This window comes from Methylophilus methylotrophus DSM 46235 = ATCC 53528, from assembly GCF_000378225.1.
Lineage (GTDB): Bacteria > Pseudomonadota > Gammaproteobacteria > Burkholderiales > Methylophilaceae > Methylophilus > Methylophilus methylotrophus.
Genome location: NZ_KB905144.1, coordinates 145,522 through 165,075, shown reverse-complemented (window position 1 = coordinate 165,075; position 19,554 = coordinate 145,522). Strand labels below are relative to the sequence as shown.

The following is a 19,554-nucleotide window of genomic DNA, read 5'->3' as shown; positions in this document are numbered from 1 at the left end:
GGATAGGGAGTTAATGCATGGCTAGTCATTCAGGAAATCACTATTTTGTCCCACATGGCAGCATTTACCCGGCGCTGATTTCCGTCGGTTTGCTGTCTATGGCCAGTGGTTTTGTTTTCAATGTCACGGGGGCTGATACACGCATGGATGGTTCTATCAAGAACCCGGCGCTGTCTTACCTGGCCACACCAGGCAAATACATGATGTATATAGGCTTGGCGATCATATTGGTCATGATGTTCAAGTGGTTGAGCGCTGTGGTCACTGAGAGTGTCACTGGCCAGTACAAAAAATGGGAAGACAAGTCTTTCCGTATTGGCATGATTGTATTCATCTGTTCAGAGGTGGCTTTTTTTGCAGCTTTCTTTGGCGCCTTATTTTATATGCGTGTGTTGTCAGTCCCTGATCTGGCTTCTTACGCACCGGATATCACGCCTTACAAAGACTTCCTGAGTACCTGGCCATCACAAGGCCCTGGAGGGACGGTGCTTGGTGAGTCCTATAAGCCCAACCCGTCATTTCATCCAATGACCTGGAGTGGTTTGCCACTGATCAACACTTTGCTGTTGCTGAGTTCGGGTGCGACGATTACCTGGGCGCACTGGGGGCTGATCAAAAACAATCGCAAGCAGTTGGTGATTGGGCTTTTCCTGACGATTGCGTTGGGTATCACGTTTCTGTGCTGTCAAGCTGCTGAGTACCATCATGCCTACACAGAAATGGGCTTGACGCTGAAGTCTGGTGCGTATGGCGCCACATTCTTCATGCTGACAGGTTTCCACGGCTTTCACGTCACCATTGGGACTTTGATGCTGATTGTGATTTGGTTGCGTAGTATCAAGGGTCACTTTACACCCGAGCATCATTTTGGCTTCGAAGGAGTGGCTTGGTACTGGCACTTTGTCGATGTGGTTTGGTTAGGCCTGTATATTTTTGTCTACATGCTCTAATTAAAAAGGGCGCAATCAGCGCCCTTTTTAATAAATCTGACAGCTAGAGCGTATGGCCAATATAGCCAAAATGGGCTGCGATGATCAATGCGATAAACAGGAAAATGGATAAACCGATACGCATGGTCAGTGCCTTGACGGTGCGATCTGAACCACGTTTATCTTTTAGCAGAAAAAGCAGGGCGGAGAACAAGCTGCCAATGATGACAATTAGTATCAAAATGGTGGCAATTTTAATGAACATGGTGTGATCTCCTGTAAGTTGATGACATTATGGGCTGTAAGCAGGAAAATGCAAATACCCTTAGGAAATTATGTTGTTCGTGTGCGCTGGATGGTGGTGTGTGTAATGGTACTGGCTATTTGGAGTTGTGTAAGGCTAGGTTTATGGCAATGGCATAAAGCCGAGCAGAAGCAGGAGATCACACACGCGTTGACCCGTCATGCGGGTGCGATTGCGGTACAGGCACAAGATCTGAGAGATGTGGCAAAGCTGGAAGCCTTGCATTTGCAGACAGCCGAGTTCAAGGGGCACTATCTGCCTCAATTCAGTTTTTTTCTGGATAACCAAGTGGAGCAAGGGCAGGCAGGTTTTCATGTCATCACGCCTTTATTGCTCAATGATAAACAGCATGTCGTGTGGGTAGACCGTGGCTGGATCGCAGGTTATGACGATCACCAGAAAGTCCCCTCTATTAGCACAACCCAAAGCGAACAAACCGTTAAGGGTCTCTTCTGGCAGCAAACTAAAAAAGGCTTTCGCCTTGATAAGCCCGGCAAGGCATGGCAGGCGGTCCAGCCGGTGATTGACTTTGCTTATCTGCGCGAACATGTGCCATACCATTTCCCTGATGTGATTCTCAAGTTGGATCCCGCGATGCCTGAGGGCTACCAGCGGCATTGGGATGTCCCTAGCGGTCAGGTCGAGAAGCACCTTGGTTACGCTTACCAGTGGTTTGGTTTTGCTGTGGCGAGTTTGCTGATCGGCGTGTATCAAATGATAGAAAAGCGGGCTTGATGATGACTAACGACGAAGCACAGACACACCAAACCCTTGATCCGGTTCAGCAGCGTAAAGGGCGCATGATATTTCTGTTGTTGGCGATCTTTTTTACTGTGCCGCTGCTGGTAGTAGTGGCTATGATCAAGTTTGAATGGCGGCCAAGCGGCAAGAGTTACGGTCAGCTGATTCAACCTCCAGTTTCCATTGCACATGCCAGGAACTGGGTAAACGACAATCAACAATCTTTGCCTATGTTCTGGCAGGATAAGTGGAATATGGTCCTGATTGCACGCGAGTGTGATGCTGGCTGCATGCAGCGCCTATATGATCTCCGGCAGATTTATGTCTCCATGTACAAGGATATGGTGCGTGTACAGCGGGTGCTGATTACACAGCAAGCTGACACATCACCGATCCGGGCTCGCTATCCTGATTTGCTGATCATCAATGGGCAATCAGAGCAGGTCGCAGAGTTAGGGAGAATGTTGAGCGGTGGCGGGCAAAATACACTGGATGCCCATCGTGTGTATTTCATTGATCCACTTGGCAACATCATGATGCAGTATGGACCTGACATGGAAGCCAAGTGGATACGCAAGGACTTGCTGAAATTATTAAAGGCTTCTTGGGCAGGCTAGCGCATGTTTAGAACGTTAAGTGCAGTGGCCGCAGTGGTGGCGTTTTGTGTGGTAGTACTGGGTTCGTATGTGCGGTTATCAGACGCCGGTCTTGGTTGCCCTGATTGGCCTGGCTGTTATGGTACGCTGACAGTGCCGCAGAGTGAGGCAGCCATCCAGTCTGCGCAGCAGGCTTACCCGGATAAGCCGGTTGAACATGCCAAAGCCTGGAAGGAAATGGCTCACCGCTATCTGGCAGGCAGTTTGGGGTTGTTGGTGGTGGCATTGGCGGTGCTGGCTTTCCGTCAACGGCAGGTGATCAGGACGTCCTGGCAGCTTTCGTCCGCCTTGGTGGTATTGATTGTGTTACAGGCGTTGCTGGGGATGTGGACGGTCACTTTATTGCTGAAGCCTGTCATTGTCACCCTGCACTTGCTGGGAGGAATGACCACACTGGCCGTGCTTAGCTGGATCGCTTTCCGCCATGTCATCACGCCGGATATTGCCTTGCCTAAGGGCTCACAATATTGGTTACGTTTGGCCTTGCTAGTATGGATACTGCAAGTGTTGCTGGGCGGATGGACGAGCAGTAATTATGCAGCCCTGGCCTGCACCGATTTTCCAACCTGTCACGGGATGTGGTGGCCGCATATGGATATTCGCGACGCCTTCCATCTCACGCGTGCATTGGGCGAAAGCCGTGATGGGGGGCAGTTGCATCTGGATGCGTTAACGGCAATCCAGTGGGTGCACAGGCTGGGTGCACTGGTAGTGCTGATCTGGATGAGTGTGGCAGCCAGGATGCTGATGCAACGTGAAAACGCAAAAATGTTGGGCTGGACTTTAATGGCAATTGTCTTTTGCCAAATCGCTGTGGGGATAGGCAATCTGCTATTGCAACTGCCATTGGTATTAGCCGTATTACATAATGCAGGGGCCGCTTTGTTGGGCGTTTGTCTGGTGGCGATCAATGCCAGACTGATGAATACATCATATTAAAAAAGTAAGGGGAAGAAGATGCAGACAACCTGGATGACACAATTGTCGATGGCCAAAATGAGCCTGCGACACTTTTGTGCCTTATGCAAACCACGTGTAACGGCGTTGATTGTCTTTACGGCCATTATCGGCATGCTGATGGCCACACCGGGCATGGTGCCAGTCTCGATATTGCTGGCTGCAACGGTGGGCATTGCTTTTGCTTCAGGCGCGGCTGCAGCGTTTAACTGCCTGATCGAGCATAAGATTGATGCCATGATGGCGCGCACACGGGCACGTCCTTTACCTACCGGGCAATTGTCACAGATGGAAACTTTGCTGTTCGCCAGTGTGCTGGGTGGTGTCGGTTTAAGTATCCTGTATTACTGGGTGAATCCACTGACCATGTGGCTCACTCTAGGTACATTTGTCGGTTATGCAGTGATTTACACTGTGTTCCTCAAACCGGCCACACCGATGAATATTGTAATTGGCGGTGCTTCTGGTGCCATGCCACCTATCCTCGGTTGGGCAGCGGTCAATAATACGGTGTCGCCTGAGTCCCTGGTGATGTTCCTGATTATTTTTGCCTGGACGCCCCCCCATTTCTGGGCACTGGCCTTATACCGCCGTGAAGAGTATGCCAAAGTCGGCATGCCCATGCTGCCAGTGACCCATGGCGAAAGATTCACGCTGTTACATATCCTGTTGTATACCATTATCCTCGTCGTGGTATCCCTGATGCCTTATGGACTGGGCATGAGTGGCTGGCTCTATCTCGCTTCTGCAGCCGTTCTGAACATGATCTTTATGTATTATGTGGTGTGCCTATATCGTAGCTATTCAGATATCTTGGCCAAAACAACATTCAAGTATTCGATTATTTACCTGAGCCTGATATTTGCGGCCTTGTTGCTGGATCATTACCTGGTTTAATTAGGCTGTGCATCTGTGTTACTTGATGTTTTAATGTCTGGTCTCACTATTGACTAACTGATGAATGCGGTTGTGTTTACCTTGCTGATAGACTTGATCTAGCAACGAGCTAAACATGACCGGTTTACCATGTAAGAATCCCTGGATAAAATCACAGTTCATTCCCTTGAGGATGTTCTCCTGACTTACATTCTCTACGCCCTCTGCAATGAGCTTGATATTCAGTTCGTGCGCCATTTGGATGATGGAGCGGCAGAGAACAAAGTCATAATTATCCACTTCCAGATTTTTGATAAATGACTTGTCAATTTTGACAAAATCAATCTGGTATTTTTTGAGATAACCCAGCGCAGAATAACCGGTACCAAAATCGTCGATTGAGAGTTTGATGCCTGCTTGCCTTACTGTTTTCAAGGTATCCTGTATTGCTTTGGAAGGTTCAAGTAACAAGCCTTCAGTAATTTCGAAGCAGAAGCGTTCACAGGGGATGTTGGTACGTTGCAGTCGCTTGATAAATGCCAGCAGGTGTTGTGGATGTGAAAACTGCAAAGGGGAAATATTCAGGCTGATTTGTGTCCCGCGCAGGCGTAGCAGATCAATCGCTGAAAAATCACGTAATACTTCGTCGAAAATCCATTTGCCGATCTCAATAATGAGCCCGGATTCTTCAGCCAGAGGAATGAACACATCAGGCGGAATATTGCCCCGTGTCGGGTGTTGCCAGCGAATCAGTGCCTCTGCTTTAATCAACCATAAGTCTTGCAGGCGGAAGATGGGCTGATAGACTAAGTGTAACTCACCATTTGCGACCGCTGAACGCAGGTCATGCGTTAACAAAATACGTTCGCGGATTTCGCGCTGCATCAGCTGCGTAAAAAATTGATACTGGTTTTTGCCTGCACGTTTTGCTGCATACAAGGCTTGGTCAGCAAACATCATCAGCTCTTCGCCAGAATTACTATGGTCTGGAAAGGTGGCAATACCAATACTTGCGGTGACAAAATACTGGTTATCTTCGATATGAAATGGCGAACGTATAGTATCTAAGATTTTTGACCCTATTTGATGCAGCTCCTTGAGGTTGCGTAATTTTGGAACAACCACCACAAACTCGTCTCCCCCCAACTTGGCAGTCGTGTCGCCATTGCGTGCGCAAGACTGAATACGCAATGCGGCATTTTGTAATAAACGATCACCAATCGCATGGCCGGCAACATCGTTCACATCTTTGAAACCATCGAGGTCGATCAGCAATAATCCCAATTGCTGACCGGATTGGGAGCACTCCAGAATGGCTTCTTCCAGGCAACTCTGTAGCAGGTAACGGTTGGGGAGTTGTGTCAGGTAGTCATAATTCGCCTGACGCCAGATCTGCTGACGGATTTCAGCTTCACGACTTTTTGCTCGTTGATAAAAACGCCAGAACTGGTAGAGCAGCAATATGCAAAGCAGTGAAATGACCGTGATGCCGGTTTCAATTACAACAGGGTTAACGCCGAAACCACTGCGAACTGGCACCTGATTGGGGATAGCAGAAGCGCTCTGGTGCCCCAGCGCTATTAGGGCCAGGACAAGTTTGCCTGCAACTATTTTAATGTGAGTATTCATACTATTCTGTCTTAATGTGAGACATATGGTTTTCAGCGATAGCACCCATTATCAATGGGATAAAAAAAGGTGGTTGCAGAAATAGATAACTGGATTAACGGCAGAATAAAAAAGAACTTTAGGTGAAAGTTGAAAAAAAATAATAAAAAAGCCTGTTGCAGGGCAACAGGCTTTTAAGGTCTGAGTTTTATCGAGAAACTTATTTGCCAGACAGGCAGGTTTTCATAAAGGCTTTGCGTTCATCACCGGCCAAGGCTTTGGTTTTAGCATCTGCATTACAGGTTTTCATTCTTTCCTGCTGCGCGGTCAGGCCAGATTTCGCACCGTCGGCAGACAAACATTGTTTCATAAAGGCTTTGCGTTCATCACCGGCCAAAGCTTTGGCTTTCGCGTCTGCGTTACAGGTTTTCATTTTTTCCTGTTGTGTCCCGGCATAAGCAGATACACAGGCACAGGACAGCAACAATGACATCAGCAATTTAGTCATGAAAGTCTCCAAACAAAAAAGTAAATATTATTCGAGTTTAAGGCCGCCTGCAGGCAGGCCTGTGCTGTCATTGTGACATAGAGCCGCCTGCTTTTGGGAATAAAAAAGCCCGGTTAATCCCAGGCTTGTTGAACAGACTATTTAATTGGAAAACGATGCAGTGTGCCGGCTTTCATATCAGGAATCAGCAGTGATTTTCCATCTGCTGAAAGGCTGATATCCGCCGCCGACTGATAGCCCTGGATGATGCGTTGTGGCGTCGCTTTAGGTTCTACCAGTTGCCAGACATTGCCACCAGCCCAGTCGCTTACGTAGAGCAAACCATTTGCGTCGCGGATCAGGCCATCGGCGCCACTAAAGCCCTGATTAAGCAAGGTGACCGTGGTTTTTTTGCTGCCAACCTGAATGCTGAACAGTTTGCCTGTACCAAAATCGGCGACCAGCAAACGGTCAGGGCCATCCATGAGTAAGCCGTTCGGGCGCTGGATGCCTGCTTTGGCTTTCAGTACCTGTGTCACTTTGCCTGTTGAGGAAATTTTGAAGATGCCTGCGCCATTGCCATGGTCATCACCACTGTCAGAGACATAGACGTTGCCCAGGCCGTCGATTTCAATGTCATTGAGGAACACCGGTTTTTGCGGAAAAGCACTGGTTGCCGCGAACACGGTTTGCGTCCCGCTTTGGGTATCAATGCGGACTACGCGATCTATATCCGCCACATAGAGCTGGCCATCAAACACATCCAGGCCTTTAGGGTCATTCAGGCCATCAGCCAACGGTGAGCGTGTCCCATCAGCGGCAATGCGTGTGATTTTACCATCGCCCAGCTTGCCAAACTCACCGATTTCAGAGACATAGGTCACTCCATCAGGCGTTTCAAATACGGATTCCGGCATTACCAAACCGCTTAAGGTATTGGCTTCGGTGGGGCTTGTCTTTGCGTTCTGGGCTTTGCCATCATAGCTGACACGGTAAATGACGCCATTGTAATCGTCAGACACCAGCAGAGAGCCATCCGGCAATTGCAGAACATCGTTTGGGCGACCCCAGACTTCACCTTCTGCACTCAGCCAGCCATCAATAAATGGCTTGGTTTCCTTGACCTGGTGTTGGGCGTCAAACGTCACGCGCACTAACTGGTAGCCTACCGGGACTTTGCGGTTCCAGGAGCCATGTTGCGCAATCACGGCGCTGCCCAGGTATTCGGCCGGAAACTGCTTGCCGGTATAAAACTTAAAACCCAGGTTAGCACTGTGCGCCTGGAATTCAGCCACCGGTTTGGTCACTGCGGGCGGCGTTTTGTCTTTCCATTTCGGGTCACGTGCATCACCACCGGCAAAGTAAGGGAACCCAAAGTGCAATCCGGCTTTCGGGGCGGCATTCAGCTCATCATGCGGCACGTCGGCACCCAAAAGGTCCACACCATTATCGGTAAAAAACAGGGTATTGGTGCCAGGCTGGAAGTCCATGCCAACAGAGTTGCGCACGCCCTTGGCAAAGGTTTCCACCTGAGTGCCATCGGTGTTCATGCGGATAATCGATGCTTCTATACCTGCCGGATCACAAATGTTGCAAGGTGCACCTACGGTGACGTAAAGCTTGTTATCAGGACCGGCGGCCAGGTAACGCCAGCCATGGTGGGCTTTGTCGGGCAGCTTGTCATAAACAACTTCACGCATGGTCTTGAATGGCAGGGTCAAATCAAAATCGGGGGCGGCGTAACGTGTGATACGGTGCTGTTCTGCCACATAGAGGTGTCCGTCCACCATGGCGACACCATTACCTACGTTCAGGTCGTCCAGAATCGCGACCACCTGGTCTGCCTTGTGGTCCTTGTTTTTATCCACGACTGCATAAACCTTGTTGCCGCGTGTGCCGACGTAAACATTGCCATTGGTGCCCAAAGCCATTTGGCGAGCACCGGGGACTTCTGCATAGACGTCTACATAAAAGCCGTCCGGTACATTCAGCTTGCCCAGGTTAGCGCGCACATCGTTGATATCTGCCCAGGCCGACGCAGCCAGGGTTGCGAACACGGAGCCGATCAGGCCTGTTATTAATTGATTTTTCATCACATATATCCTTTTCTCCAACAATATTGAAACCAATACAAAGTGGGTATCTCTAGTGTACGGAGTCTGGGCAGCGGCTGTAAGTTTAAAAAATATTAAATGATTGCCTAATCCTATTGCTTTATCAATGGATAGGGATGATTGCATGTATTATTTATGCCTAATTATTTTAGGTGTGTGATGATATGAGCAATCAGGAATGCTGGTATGCGCATGACAGAGACAAAACCATTGCCTTGTTATCTGCCATGACGCCAACAGAGGGATTTACCCTGACGGCGCTCGATGGGGTCAAGCTGATGCGCTGGAACAGGGCGATTCCACGGAGCCCGGTTTTTTATGAACCTAGTATCGTGTTTGTGTGTCAGGGTAGAAAGATCGGTTATCTGGGTGGCGAGGTTTATCAATATAACCCGCAGCAGTTCCTGATCTTGTCGGTGCCTTTGCCATTCGAGAGCGAAACCATTGCCTCAGCCGAAGAGCCGCTGCTGGCGATTTCAATCCGTATCAACCTGTCCATGATCTCGGAATTGCTGCTCAGCATAGAGCAGGCCTCCCCAGTGCAGATCAATGGCAGGAGCGGAATTACTTCCACGGTGCTGGATGCCAGGTTGTCCAATGCCGTAGTCAGGCTGCTGGAATGCCTGCAGTCAAAGACAGATGCGACCGTGCTTGGCCACGCCATTATTCGCGAGATTCATTACCGTATTCTGCAGACGTCACAAGCGGCAGCGATTTTGGCCGCGCACAGTACGCACAATAATATGGGCAAGATCAGCAAGGCATTGCGGCTGATACATGCGGAATATGACAAGGCACTGAATGTGGACAAGCTGGCTGCTGAATCCACCATGAGTGTGCCTTCATTTCACGCAGCGTTTAGGGATGTGACCGCAACATCGCCTATCCAGTACCTCAAGATGACGCGCTTGCACAAGGCGCGTTTGCTGATGGTGCAGGATGGTTTGAATGCCACCTTGGCGGCGAGCAAGGTGGGCTATGAAAGTGCCTCGCAATTTAGCCGCGAGTTTAAGCGCATGTTTGGCAAAAGCCCGATGGAAGAAGTGAATGCCGTGCGTAGCGCCCTGATCACCCACCCGAGTGACGCTGCCGCCAAATATGTGACAGTGCAACAGTGATGCGTGTTGTTTGACGGTCATGCAAAAACATAGCTTTAGGCAATCTTTAAAGAAAAGCAGGCAATGCTTTTCATGCCTGTTATTTTAGACTTTGAAGGTTAAACTGGAGAGCTTGCTCTTTTAATTTGAGTTGATGGAGATGACGATGAAAACAGCCGCTTATGGTGTGCAAAATGCCACCACCCCAGTTGCACCGATGACGATAGATCGCCGCGAGCCTGGGCCCCACGACGTATTGATTGATATTGAATATTGCGGGATTTGCCACTCGGATATCCACCAGGCAAGAAACGAGTGGGGTGGCGGGTCATTGTATCCGATGGTACCCGGGCATGAGATTGTGGGGCGCGTTAATAAAATCGGCAGTCATGTCACCAAGTTCAAGCTGGGTCAATTGGTTGGGGTCGGCTGTATGGTCGACTCCTGCCGCCACTGCGAGGAGTGTCATGCGGGTGAAGAGCAATACTGCGATAACTCTGTTTTTACCTATAACGCCAAAGATCCCAAATATGGTGGGCTGACCTATGGCGGATATGCCGAACGCATCACGGTAGATGAAAACTTTGTGGTCAGTGTGCCAGAAAACCTGGACACCAAAGCAGTCGCCCCATTGCTGTGTGCCGGTATTACCCTGTACTCCCCGTTGCGGCACTGGAATGTGCAGCCAGGCCAGAAAGTCGGCATCATTGGCCTGGGCGGCCTCGGGCACATGGGCGTCAAGCTGGCCGCTGCCATGGGGGCACATGTCGTCATGATTACCACCTCCGCGAGCAAAGCGGCTGATGCCACACGGTTGGGGGCACATGAAGTACTGATCTCCAAAAATGCCGACGACATGGCCAAACATGCGGCCAGCTTTGACCTGATTATTGATACGGTGCCGGTCGCGCATGACCTGAATCCATACATCGGTTTACTCAAGCGTGATAAAACCATCGTACTGGTGGGACCGCTGGATCCCGTCGAGGTGCATGGCGCCAACCTCATTACCAAACGCCGTCATGTGGCTGGCTCATTGATTGGTGGCATCGCCGAAACGCAGGAGATGCTTGATTTCTGTGGCAAGCATAATATTGTCAGTGATGTGGAAATGATAGATGCCAACTACATTAATGATGCTTACGAACGCATGCTCAATAGTGATGTGAAGTATCGCTTTGTGATTGATATTGCTTCGCTGAAAACCGCAGAATGATTACCTCTCGTGGATACAAGGCGTAGAGAGGTTCTAAAGGAGGCAGGGACTGAAGTTTCCCCCAGTCTCTGTTAAGATGATGATCCATTGATCACAAAGTAAGTGCATGCTTGCAGAAAAACCACCCTAGAGCCTGTTGTCCCGGCTGATCTCTGTCTTTGCTTACCTGGTATTGGCACAAGCCGATAAATTCATGCAGATCGGCCCGTCGGAATCGTTGGTGATTTCTATCCTCTTTGTCTTACCAATTGCATTGATTGAACAGGCGATTGAGTGTTACCACGATCAACTTGCATGACATTGAAACCAATGCGATTGAAGACATAACAACATTTTGTGTTTATGACGTTTGCCATGCTGTTTACGTTGGGCATGTAGTTTTTGATTGAGTGAATGAATTAGCCTTGTATGCATACCGTTCTTGAGTTGATACAGCAATATGGCTTGCTGATTGTCTTTGCCAGCGTGTTTCTGGAACAAATGGGTTTGCCCTTACCGGCTTATCCCACCTTATTGCTGGCGGGCGTGCTTATCGGTAATGATCAATACTCCTGGGAGACCATGTTGCTGGTAGCCATGATTGCTGCGCTGGTTGCAGATTCCGTTTGGTATAGAGCCGGGCGCAAATATGGCAAACGTGTCATGGGCAAGCTATGCAAAATTTCTTTATCACCTGATACCTGCGTACGGCAAACCGAGGCGTTGTACCTGAAATTTGGCCCACCCGCTTTATTAGTCTGTAAGTTTATTCCAGGCTTCGCATCGATTTCCAGTGCTTTGGCAGGTTCTTCCGGCACACGTTACTGGCTGTTTGCCTTGATGGATGGTCTGGGTGCCTTGCTATGGGCAGGATCGGCACTATGGCTAGGTAACTTGTTCAGTTCAGCCATTGATGAGCTGATGCTCACGCTGGTTGAAATGGGTAAATGGGGCACGCTGCTGGTGCTGGTATTACTGGCGGCATTTATTGCGTCCAAATGGTGGGACCGGCAGCGTTTTATCAAAAGCCTGCGCATGGCACGTATCAGTGTCGATGAATTAAACACCATGCTCAATAGCGGCGCGGCACCGGTGATCTTGGATACACGCGCCAAGCACCTGGTGGACGATGGCTGGATTCCAGGCGCCCAGTTTGTGACGCTGGAAGACATAGACCAGCTGGTGCTGGAGATTGATGAAGATGCGCCGGTCGTGCTGTATTGTTCATGCCCGAATGAAGTGACGGCTGCCAAGGTGGCCAAAAACCTCATTGGCCGAGGCTATCGCAATATCCGTCCCTTGACGGGCGGGATTGATGCCTGGCGCGACGCCGGATTTGAAGTGACGACGCTGGAAAAAGAACGTATGGCGAGAGAAATACATGTTTAATGTCGTTGGCATCGCGCTCAAGCGCCCGTACACCTTTGTGGTCATGGCGCTGCTGATTCTAATTGTCGGCTCCTTGTCTGCGTTCCGTAGCCCCGTCGATATTTTTCCTGAAATCCGGATCCCGATTGTGGCAGTGGCTTGGCAATATACCGGCCTGCCGCCAGACGATATGGCAGGGCGTATCACGACCCTATACCAGCGCAGCCTGACCACAACCGTGAATGATATTGAGCATATCGAAGCCAACTCCTATATCGGTTTTGCCATCGTTAAAATCTTCTTCCATCCAGGCGTCAATATTGCGACAGCCAATGCCCAGGTGTCAGCGATTTCGCAAACGGTGACCAGGCAAATGCCGCCCGGCACCACACCACCGTTGATCCTGAATTACAACGCGTCTACGGTGCCCATTTTGCAGATTGCATTGTCAGGCAAAGGCCTGACCGAGCAAAACCTGGCCGATCTTGGCCTCAATGCCGTGCGTTTGCGGCTGGTCACCGTGCCCGGCGCGGGCGTACCTTTCCCCTATGGCGGCAAAAGCCGGCAAATCCAGATCGACCTGAATCCGGGGGCACTACAGGCGCGTGGTTTGTCTGCGCAGGACATTTCCAATGCGCTGGCGGCACATAATATGATTGTGCCGGTAGGCACGCAGAAAATCGGCAGTATTGAATACACGCTTAACCTCAATAACGCGGCAACTGCGATTGATGATCTGGCCAGTATCCCGATCAAGGTGGTCAACGGCGCCACGGTGTATATGCGGGATATCGCCCAGGTGCACGATGGCAGTGCGCCGCAGACGAATGTGGTCCATGTGGATGGCAACCGTTCTGTCCTCATGACCATCTTGAAGAATGGGGCCATTTCTACCCTGGCGATTGTAGAGGGCATCAAGAATAAGCTCGAAGAAATCAAGCCCAGCCTGCCAGATGCATTGGTGGCGACCCCGATCAATGATCAGTCGCTGTTTGTGCGTGCAGCCATTGAAGGGGTGGTGTTTGAGGGTGTACTGGCGGCTATATTGACCAGTTTGATGATCTTGCTGTTTTTGGGCAGCTGGCGCTCGTCATTGATTATTGCCACATCTATTCCGCTCTCGGTGCTGGGCGCCATCATGGGCCTTTCAATGATTGGTGAGACCCTCAATATCATGACCTTGGGCGGCCTGGCACTCGCCGTAGGTTTGCTGGTGGATGAAGCTACTGTGACCATAGAAAACATCAACTGGCACCTGGAGCAGGGCAAACCGGTAGAGCAGGCCATTCTTGATGGCGCCGCACAGATTGTGACACCGGCGTTTGTCTCCTTGCTGTGTATCTGTATCGTGTTTGTGCCCATGTTCTTCCTGGAAGGCGTGTCACGCTTCCTGTTTGTGCCCATGGCGGAAGCGGTGATGTTCGCCATGATCAGCTCGTTTATTTTATCGCGTACGCTGGTGCCTACCATGGCTAATTACTTCCTCAAGCCGCATGTTGAGGATGAGCATACCGTGAGCCGCAATCCGCTGGTGCGCTTCCAGCAGGGGTTTGAGGCCCGGTTTGAACGTTTCCGCGCTAGTTACAAAAACATACTGACGATGGCCGTTAATCACAGCCGCCTATTCATGGCTGGTTTTATGGGAGTAGTGCTGTTGTCGTTCTTGCTGGTGCCTCTGCTGGGGCAAAACTTTTTCCCAGCGGTGGATAGCGGGCAAATCCTCATGCATGCGCGTGTGCCAGTGGGAACACGTATCGAAGAGACGGCCAGCCGTTTTGCCAATATCCAGGCAGCCATCAAAAAGGTGATTCCTGCTGACGAAATCCTGACCATTGTTGATAACATCGGCATGCCAATCAGTAGTATTAACTTGACCTATAACAACACCGGGGTCATGGGCTCGCAGGATGGTGATATCCAGATTGCGCTCAAGCCGCATCATGCCCCGACCGCAGAATATGTGCGTACTTTGCGCGAACTCTTGCCCAAACAATTCCCGGATACCACCTTCTCATTTCCTCCGGCAGACATCGTCAGCCAGATCCTGAACTTTGGCTCACCGGCGCCGATTGATATCCAGATTCGCGGTGGCAAGCTGGCAGACAACTTTGAATATGCCAACCGTTTGCTGTCAAAAGTGCGCAGCGTGCCTGGCGTGGTCGATGCCCGTATCCAGCAGTCGCGCAGCCGGCCAGCGTTTGATATCAATGTGGATAAAACCCGGGCGCAGGAAATCGGCATCAGTACGCGTGATGTGACCAACAGCATGGTGATCAACATGGCAGGCAGTTCACAGGTGTCACCGACTTATTGGCTAAACCCGACGAATGGGGTGACCTATTCCATCGTCCTACAAACGCCGCAATATCATCTGAATAGCTTGAATGCGCTGGCTAATTTGCCCATTAGCGGCAGTAACGGCCTGGTACAGACCCTGGGTGGCTTGGCAACTTTTCAGCGTAATGTCGGTAATGCAGTAGTCAGCCAGTATGATATCCAGCCCATGGTGCAAATCCATGCCAGTACGCAAGATAGGGACTTGGGTGCCGTCGCTAAAGACATCCGCAAAATTCTCGAAGAAACCAAGGATCAAGTACCTAAGGCGACCAGTGTCGTCATGCTGGGGCAGGCCTATACCATGGACCGTGCTTTCACTGGCCTGTTCTTTGGCCTGCTGGGAGCTATTGTGCTGGTGTATTTGCTGATTGTGGTCAACCTGCAATCGTGGACCGATCCTTTTGTCATTATTACGGCGTTACCTGCCGCGTTGGCCGGTATTGTCTGGATGCTGTTTGCAACCTATACGCCCTTATCCGTGCCTGCATTGACCGGTGCCATCATGTGTATGGGCGTGGCGACGGCGAACAGTGTTCTGGTGATCAGCTTTGCGCGTGAGCGTTTGGTTGAGTTGCAGGATGCGACGGCTGCGGCTATCGATGCCGGTTTTGTTCGCTTTCGTCCGGTGCTGATGACGGCGCTGGCGATGGTGATCGGCATGACCCCCATGGCCCTGGGATTAGGCGAGGGCGGAGAGCAGAATGCCCCTCTGGGCCGGGCCGTGATCGGCGGGCTGTTGTTTGCCACCGTGGCGACCTTATTGTTTGTACCTGTGGTCTTCAGTGCCATCCACCGTAAAACCTACCCTGGCCCTGAGAGTACTTCTAGCGGAGAATTAAATGCGTAATGACAAAGCGGGCATGTCCCGCGGACTCAAGTTGAGCGGCTTGCTACTTGCGCTGGTAGCGATGGGTATCGTGATTGTGGGCGTTAGCAGCCGCGCCAGTCATCAAGACAAACTCAAGGCCTGGACAGAGAAACAGGCGGTGGCGACAGTCAGAGTCGATCTGCCTGAACATGGTGCAGCAGCAGGTAGTTTGGTTCTCCCCGGCAGGTTTGAGGCTTATGCCCGTGCCCCTATTTATGCCCGCGTCAATGGCTATTTGAAAAGTTGGAAAGTGGATATTGGCGGCAGCGTAAAAAGCGGTCAATTGCTGGCAGAGATTGAAACGCCTGACCTGGACCAGGAGTTGTTGCAGGCCAGGGCTGACCTGGCCAGTGCCCAGGCGAATGTTGCCCTGGCTGAGACCACCGCCAAGCGCTGGCAGGATATGTTGAAAACCCAATCGATTGCTAGGCAGGAAGTCGATGAGAAAGTCGGGGATTACCAAAGCAAACAGGCGATAGTCAAAGCGGCTGAGGCCAATGTGAACCGGCTACTTGCGCTCAAAAGCTTTGCCCATATCCTGGCGCCATTTGATGGCTCAGTGACCGCGCGGAATACCGACACAGGTGCCCTGATCAATGCCGGTAGCAGCAGTGCGACGGTATTGCCGCTGTTTGAAGTCTCCAACACGCGCAAATTGCGCTTATACATCAACGTGCCACAAAATTATGTTGGCCAGATCAAGCCGGGTGGCAAGGCCAAGTTTACCGTGCCGGAAGCACCGGGTACCGAGTTCGAGGCCACGATACAGTCTACTTCAGGTGCGATCAATGCGTCTTCTGGTACAACCCTCGTACAGTTACTGGTGGATAATGCGTCGGGCCGTTTTTTGCCTGGGGGCTTTGCCAATGTCAATCTGCTATTCAATGATGCCGTCGAGCGCCTGAGCATTCCTGCCAGCGCACTTATTTTTGACCAGAATGGCCTCAAGGTGGCTACCGTTGGCAAGGATCATAAGGTGATCTTGAAAACGATCACCATTGCGCGTGATCTGGGAAAAACACTGGAAGTACAATCCGGTTTGACCGGCACTGACCTGGTGATCGAGAATCCGCCAGATGGCGTCAGCGATGGCGATCAGGTCAATATTGCAAGTAGTGCAGCATCGGCAAAATAAAGCTCGCTCAAGCCTGCAAATGCAGTCTATCCCTGCTTGGCAAAGCTAGCGAGTAAGCACTAACCAGCAGCTTAATGCTGCAGCGGATACGGCCAGGAAAAAGTTGACCGCCGGTGGCAGCCAGTAAACGTGGCCGCGTGGTTTTTCCTGTGTGCTGAGTGATTGATAAAACACCATAAACTGTATGGCAGAAAAGACTGCCGTACAGGCACCAATCAGGATAAACCCTACCCCGATATATAGCGACAAGGTGGTTTGTGATTGCGACACTGGGTGACCCTGTGCCATGAGCTGTATAAACAAGCCAAAACGCTCAATCACAAACCCCAGCCCCATCAGGGCAATGGCTGAACGTTGCCAGGCCAGTAAAGTGCGTTCGGCTGCAAAGTAAACGCGAGGATCATCAAGGTAAGACATAATGTGCGCGCGCTCCTGAAATTGTTCCAGCTGCTTAAGTCTGCCGCTGGGCTGTGATCACCCCGGGCACTTGCTTTAGCCTTCCTAGCAAATGTTCTAGCTGGTCCAGGTCAACCAGCTCGACCGTAAAGTGCATGAGGGCAACATGGTTGCGGCTAAGGGTGTTCGCTTTTGTGGTATTGATTTTTTCACGCGCAAACAGCTCGCTGATATCACGCAACAATCCCTGACGGTCATTCGCTTCCAGAACGATATCGACTTCATATACCCCAGATTGTTTGTTACCCCATTGCGCATTGAGCAGGCGATTGTGGCGTGCACTGTCCAGGCGCGTAATAAACGAGCAGGCCTGGCGGTGGATGGTCACGCTGTGGTGACGCGTCAGGTAGGCGACAATCGGTTCTGGTGACACCGGCTTGCAGCATTTGGCCATCGTGGTTTGCACATTGCCTATGCCTTCAATCATGATGCCCGCATGGTTCACCTGGGAGGCGCTTGGGCGCTTGATCATCGCTGGCGCATTGTCTGGTGTCACTGGAGCCAACTCCCCCTGAATGGTGATGGCAATCTGGTGCTCGCTGATATCGCCGCGGCCGATGGCCGCCAGGCAATCCTCCAGTTTGTGGAACTGCAGCTTTTGCGCGACTTTTTCGAGGGGCAGGCTGCTGGCACCGGCACGGTGTAACTCTTTATCCAGCTTGGCCCGGCCTTGGGCGACGTTTTCTTCAAAATGCTGGTATTTAAACCAGTGCCGCACCTTGGCACGTGCGCTGGCACTTTGCAAAAAGCCGAGGGACGGGTTCAGCCAGTCACGGCTGGGCGCGCCATGTTTGGCGGTCAGGATTTCCACCCGCTGGCCATTCTCCAGCTTGGTATGCAAGGGGACGATATGTCCGTCGATTTTCGCGCCGCGGGTACGATGCCCCAGGTCTGTATGTAAAGCATAGGCAAAGTCTATGGGCGTGGCGCCTGCGGGCAAATCAATGACTTTGCCTTGAGGTGTCAGCACATACACTTTGTCCTGGAATAACTCATTGTTGAATTGTTCCAGCAAGTCACCCTGATCAGCGACTTCATCCTTCCAGGAAAGTATCTGGCGCAACCAGGCAATTTTTTCGTCAAATTTTGCATCAGACTTGCCGCCTTCCTTATAACGCCAATGCGCTGCCACGCCCAGCTCAGAATGCTGGTGCATTTCAAAGGTGCGGATCTGTACCTCCAGCGCGAGGCCACGAGGCCCGCTGACCGCCGTGTGCAGTGAACGGTAGTTGTTACTTTTAGGACGGGCAATATAGTCATCAAACTCACCCGGAATCGGTTGCCACAAGTGATGCACCAGGCCCAGCGCGGTATAGCAATCCTTGACATCTTGTACCATGATGCGTACCGCACGCACATCATACAACTGGTTGAATTGCAGATGCTTGCTCTTCATCTTTTTGACGATGCTGTAAATATGCTTGGGCCGCCCGCTCACTTCCCCCTGGATGCCAGCCTGAGTCAGTTCATGTTGTAACTGGCTCACTACCTCTGCAATATACTGTTCCCGGTCAACTCGCCGTTCGTCCAGCATTTTCGCGACTTCTTTATACAGCTGCGGTTCGAGGTAGCGTAAGGATAAATCTTCGAGCTCCCATTTCAACTGCCATACACCGAGACGGTTGGCCAGCGGGGCAAAAATATTCTGGTTTTCGCGCGCAATCTGCACTTGTTGCGCTGGGCTGGCGCCAGACAAATGCCGTAGCAACTGAGTGCGCTCTGCCAGCTTGATCAACACGACCCGGATATCCTGCACCATGGCTAATAGCATTTTGCGCAGCGCTTCCAACTGTTGCGCACGGTCACTGTGTTTGTGGTCAGCCTTGGAATCCGCATGATGCAAGCAATCCATTTCACTCAAGGCCTGGATATGTGACATGCGCGAAATGCCATCTATGAGGCTGACAACGGACTGATTGAAGCGGGTGGATAAGTGGACGGACCAGTCATCCAGAAGGTCTGGCACAGCATACAAAATACAGGCAGTCAGGCTGTCTGCATCCATGTTCATGTCAGATAGGATAGAGGCTGTCCCGAGTGCATGTTGTAACAGAGGCTGCCTGTTAATGGCATGGTGTTGGGCATAGAGGGGTGCGGCTAGCTCTCCCGCCTCACGAATCTGCGCCAGCTCGCTGGGAGTAAACCGTTGAGGCAAAGATTCAACCCACAAACACAATGCTTGCGGATCAGTAGCAGTTGGAGCTTGTGCAGAGCGGTGACCAGAAACCATGCCATATTATCGCCGCGATTCCGAGTCAGCGTAAAGGGCACCTCTAAAAATACAAATTCCGTTGCGATACTGCGTTGCTCATATAGTGGGTTAAGCAGTCAATGCGTGAAACGCATGCTGGCAAATTTTTTACTCGTGCCTTGTGTGGCTTGCAATTTGAATTTTTAGAGGAGCCCTAAGATAAAACGCATCCTGA

Annotated in this window: 17 protein-coding genes; 11 read left to right on the top strand and 6 right to left on the bottom strand. The window is 51.0% G+C overall.

Annotated elements, in window-relative coordinates; all coding sequences use genetic code 11:
* Window positions 1-17: 17 nt before the first annotated feature.
* Window positions 18-950, top strand: coding sequence for a cytochrome c oxidase subunit 3 (locus F463_RS0110875; RefSeq protein ID WP_018987120.1), 933 nt, complete (start codon window positions 18-20; stop codon window positions 948-950).
* Window positions 951-993: 43 nt separating this feature from the next.
* Here the strand turns inward: F463_RS0110875 and F463_RS0110870 are convergent, their stop codons facing one another.
* Entirely contained in the window at window positions 994-1,194 is a 201-nt protein-coding gene (locus tag F463_RS0110870) for a twin transmembrane helix small protein (protein ID WP_018987119.1), read from the bottom strand.
* Window positions 1,195-1,242: 48 nt separating this feature from the next.
* On the opposite strand from F463_RS0110870, the gene F463_RS0110865 reads away from it, so the two are divergent.
* The 4 genes from F463_RS0110865 to cyoE are packed head-to-tail and all read left to right on the top strand — an operon-like array spanning window position 1,243 to window position 4,484.
* On the top strand, window positions 1,243-1,968 hold the full coding sequence (locus F463_RS0110865; RefSeq protein WP_026295525.1) for an SURF1 family protein: 726 nt from the start codon (window positions 1,243-1,245) through the stop codon (window positions 1,966-1,968).
* Window positions 1,968-2,591, top strand: a complete 624-nt coding sequence (locus F463_RS0110860) for a hypothetical protein (protein WP_018987117.1) — start codon at window positions 1,968-1,970, stop codon at window positions 2,589-2,591. Before F463_RS0110865 ends, F463_RS0110860 begins: the two co-directional genes overlap by 1 nt.
* Window positions 2,592-2,594: 3 nt before the next feature.
* Window positions 2,595-3,569, top strand: a complete 975-nt coding sequence (locus tag F463_RS0110855) for a COX15/CtaA family protein (RefSeq protein WP_018987116.1) — start codon at window positions 2,595-2,597, stop codon at window positions 3,567-3,569.
* A gap of 18 nt (window positions 3,570-3,587) precedes the next feature.
* On the top strand, window positions 3,588-4,484 hold the full coding sequence (gene cyoE / locus F463_RS0110850; RefSeq protein ID WP_018987115.1) for a heme o synthase: 897 nt from the start codon (window positions 3,588-3,590) through the stop codon (window positions 4,482-4,484).
* Between the two features lie 30 nt (window positions 4,485-4,514).
* Here the strand turns inward: cyoE and F463_RS0110845 are convergent, their stop codons facing one another.
* From F463_RS0110845 to F463_RS0110835, 3 genes are all read right to left on the bottom strand, one after another.
* Window positions 4,515-6,092, bottom strand: a complete 1,578-nt coding sequence (locus F463_RS0110845; RefSeq protein WP_018987114.1) for a putative bifunctional diguanylate cyclase/phosphodiesterase — start codon at window positions 6,090-6,092, stop codon at window positions 4,515-4,517.
* 199 nt (window positions 6,093-6,291) lie between these two features.
* Window positions 6,292-6,579 carry a PsiF family protein gene (locus F463_RS0110840; protein ID WP_018987113.1) on the bottom strand — a complete coding sequence of 96 codons (288 nt, stop codon included), beginning with the start codon at window positions 6,577-6,579 and terminating at the stop codon, window positions 6,292-6,294.
* Between the two features lie 137 nt (window positions 6,580-6,716).
* Window positions 6,717-8,651: an SMP-30/gluconolactonase/LRE family protein gene (locus F463_RS0110835; protein WP_018987112.1), complete on the bottom strand. Its 1,935-nt coding sequence runs from the start codon at window positions 8,649-8,651 to the stop codon at window positions 6,717-6,719.
* 185 nt (window positions 8,652-8,836) lie between these two features.
* Here F463_RS0110835 and F463_RS0110830 point away from each other — a divergent pair, with 185 nt between their 5' ends.
* From F463_RS0110830 to F463_RS0110805, 6 genes are all read left to right on the top strand, one after another.
* On the top strand, window positions 8,837-9,790 hold the full coding sequence (locus tag F463_RS0110830; RefSeq protein ID WP_018987111.1) for an AraC family transcriptional regulator: 954 nt from the start codon (window positions 8,837-8,839) through the stop codon (window positions 9,788-9,790).
* A 145-nt stretch (window positions 9,791-9,935) separates the two neighbouring features.
* The gene (locus tag F463_RS0110825; protein WP_018987110.1) at window positions 9,936-10,985 is read left to right on the top strand and encodes an NAD(P)-dependent alcohol dehydrogenase; all 1,050 of its coding nucleotides are present in this window, start codon (window positions 9,936-9,938) and stop codon (window positions 10,983-10,985) included.
* Between the two features lie 136 nt (window positions 10,986-11,121).
* Window positions 11,122-11,283: a hypothetical protein gene (locus tag F463_RS14815; RefSeq protein ID WP_018987109.1), complete on the top strand. Its 162-nt coding sequence runs from the start codon at window positions 11,122-11,124 to the stop codon at window positions 11,281-11,283.
* Window positions 11,284-11,393: 110 nt separating this feature from the next.
* A complete protein-coding gene (locus tag F463_RS0110815; protein WP_018987108.1) occupies window positions 11,394-12,353 on the top strand; it encodes a DedA family protein/thiosulfate sulfurtransferase GlpE in 960 nt (319 codons plus the stop codon).
* Entirely contained in the window at window positions 12,346-15,516 is a 3,171-nt protein-coding gene (locus F463_RS0110810) for an efflux RND transporter permease subunit (RefSeq protein ID WP_018987107.1), read from the top strand. The genes F463_RS0110815 and F463_RS0110810 overlap by 8 nt, the downstream gene beginning before the upstream one ends.
* Window positions 15,509-16,672: an efflux RND transporter periplasmic adaptor subunit gene (locus F463_RS0110805; protein ID WP_018987106.1), complete on the top strand. Its 1,164-nt coding sequence runs from the start codon at window positions 15,509-15,511 to the stop codon at window positions 16,670-16,672. The genes F463_RS0110810 and F463_RS0110805 overlap by 8 nt, the downstream gene beginning before the upstream one ends.
* Before the next feature lie 45 nt (window positions 16,673-16,717).
* On the opposite strand, the gene F463_RS0110800 is transcribed toward F463_RS0110805, so the two are convergent.
* Window positions 16,718-17,089, bottom strand: a complete 372-nt coding sequence (locus tag F463_RS0110800) for a YidH family protein (RefSeq protein ID WP_018987105.1) — start codon at window positions 17,087-17,089, stop codon at window positions 16,718-16,720.
* A gap of 34 nt (window positions 17,090-17,123) precedes the next feature.
* Window positions 17,124-19,358, bottom strand: coding sequence for a RelA/SpoT family protein (locus F463_RS0110795; RefSeq protein ID WP_018987104.1), 2,235 nt, complete (start codon window positions 19,356-19,358; stop codon window positions 17,124-17,126).
* Window positions 19,359-19,554 lie beyond the last annotated feature (196 nt).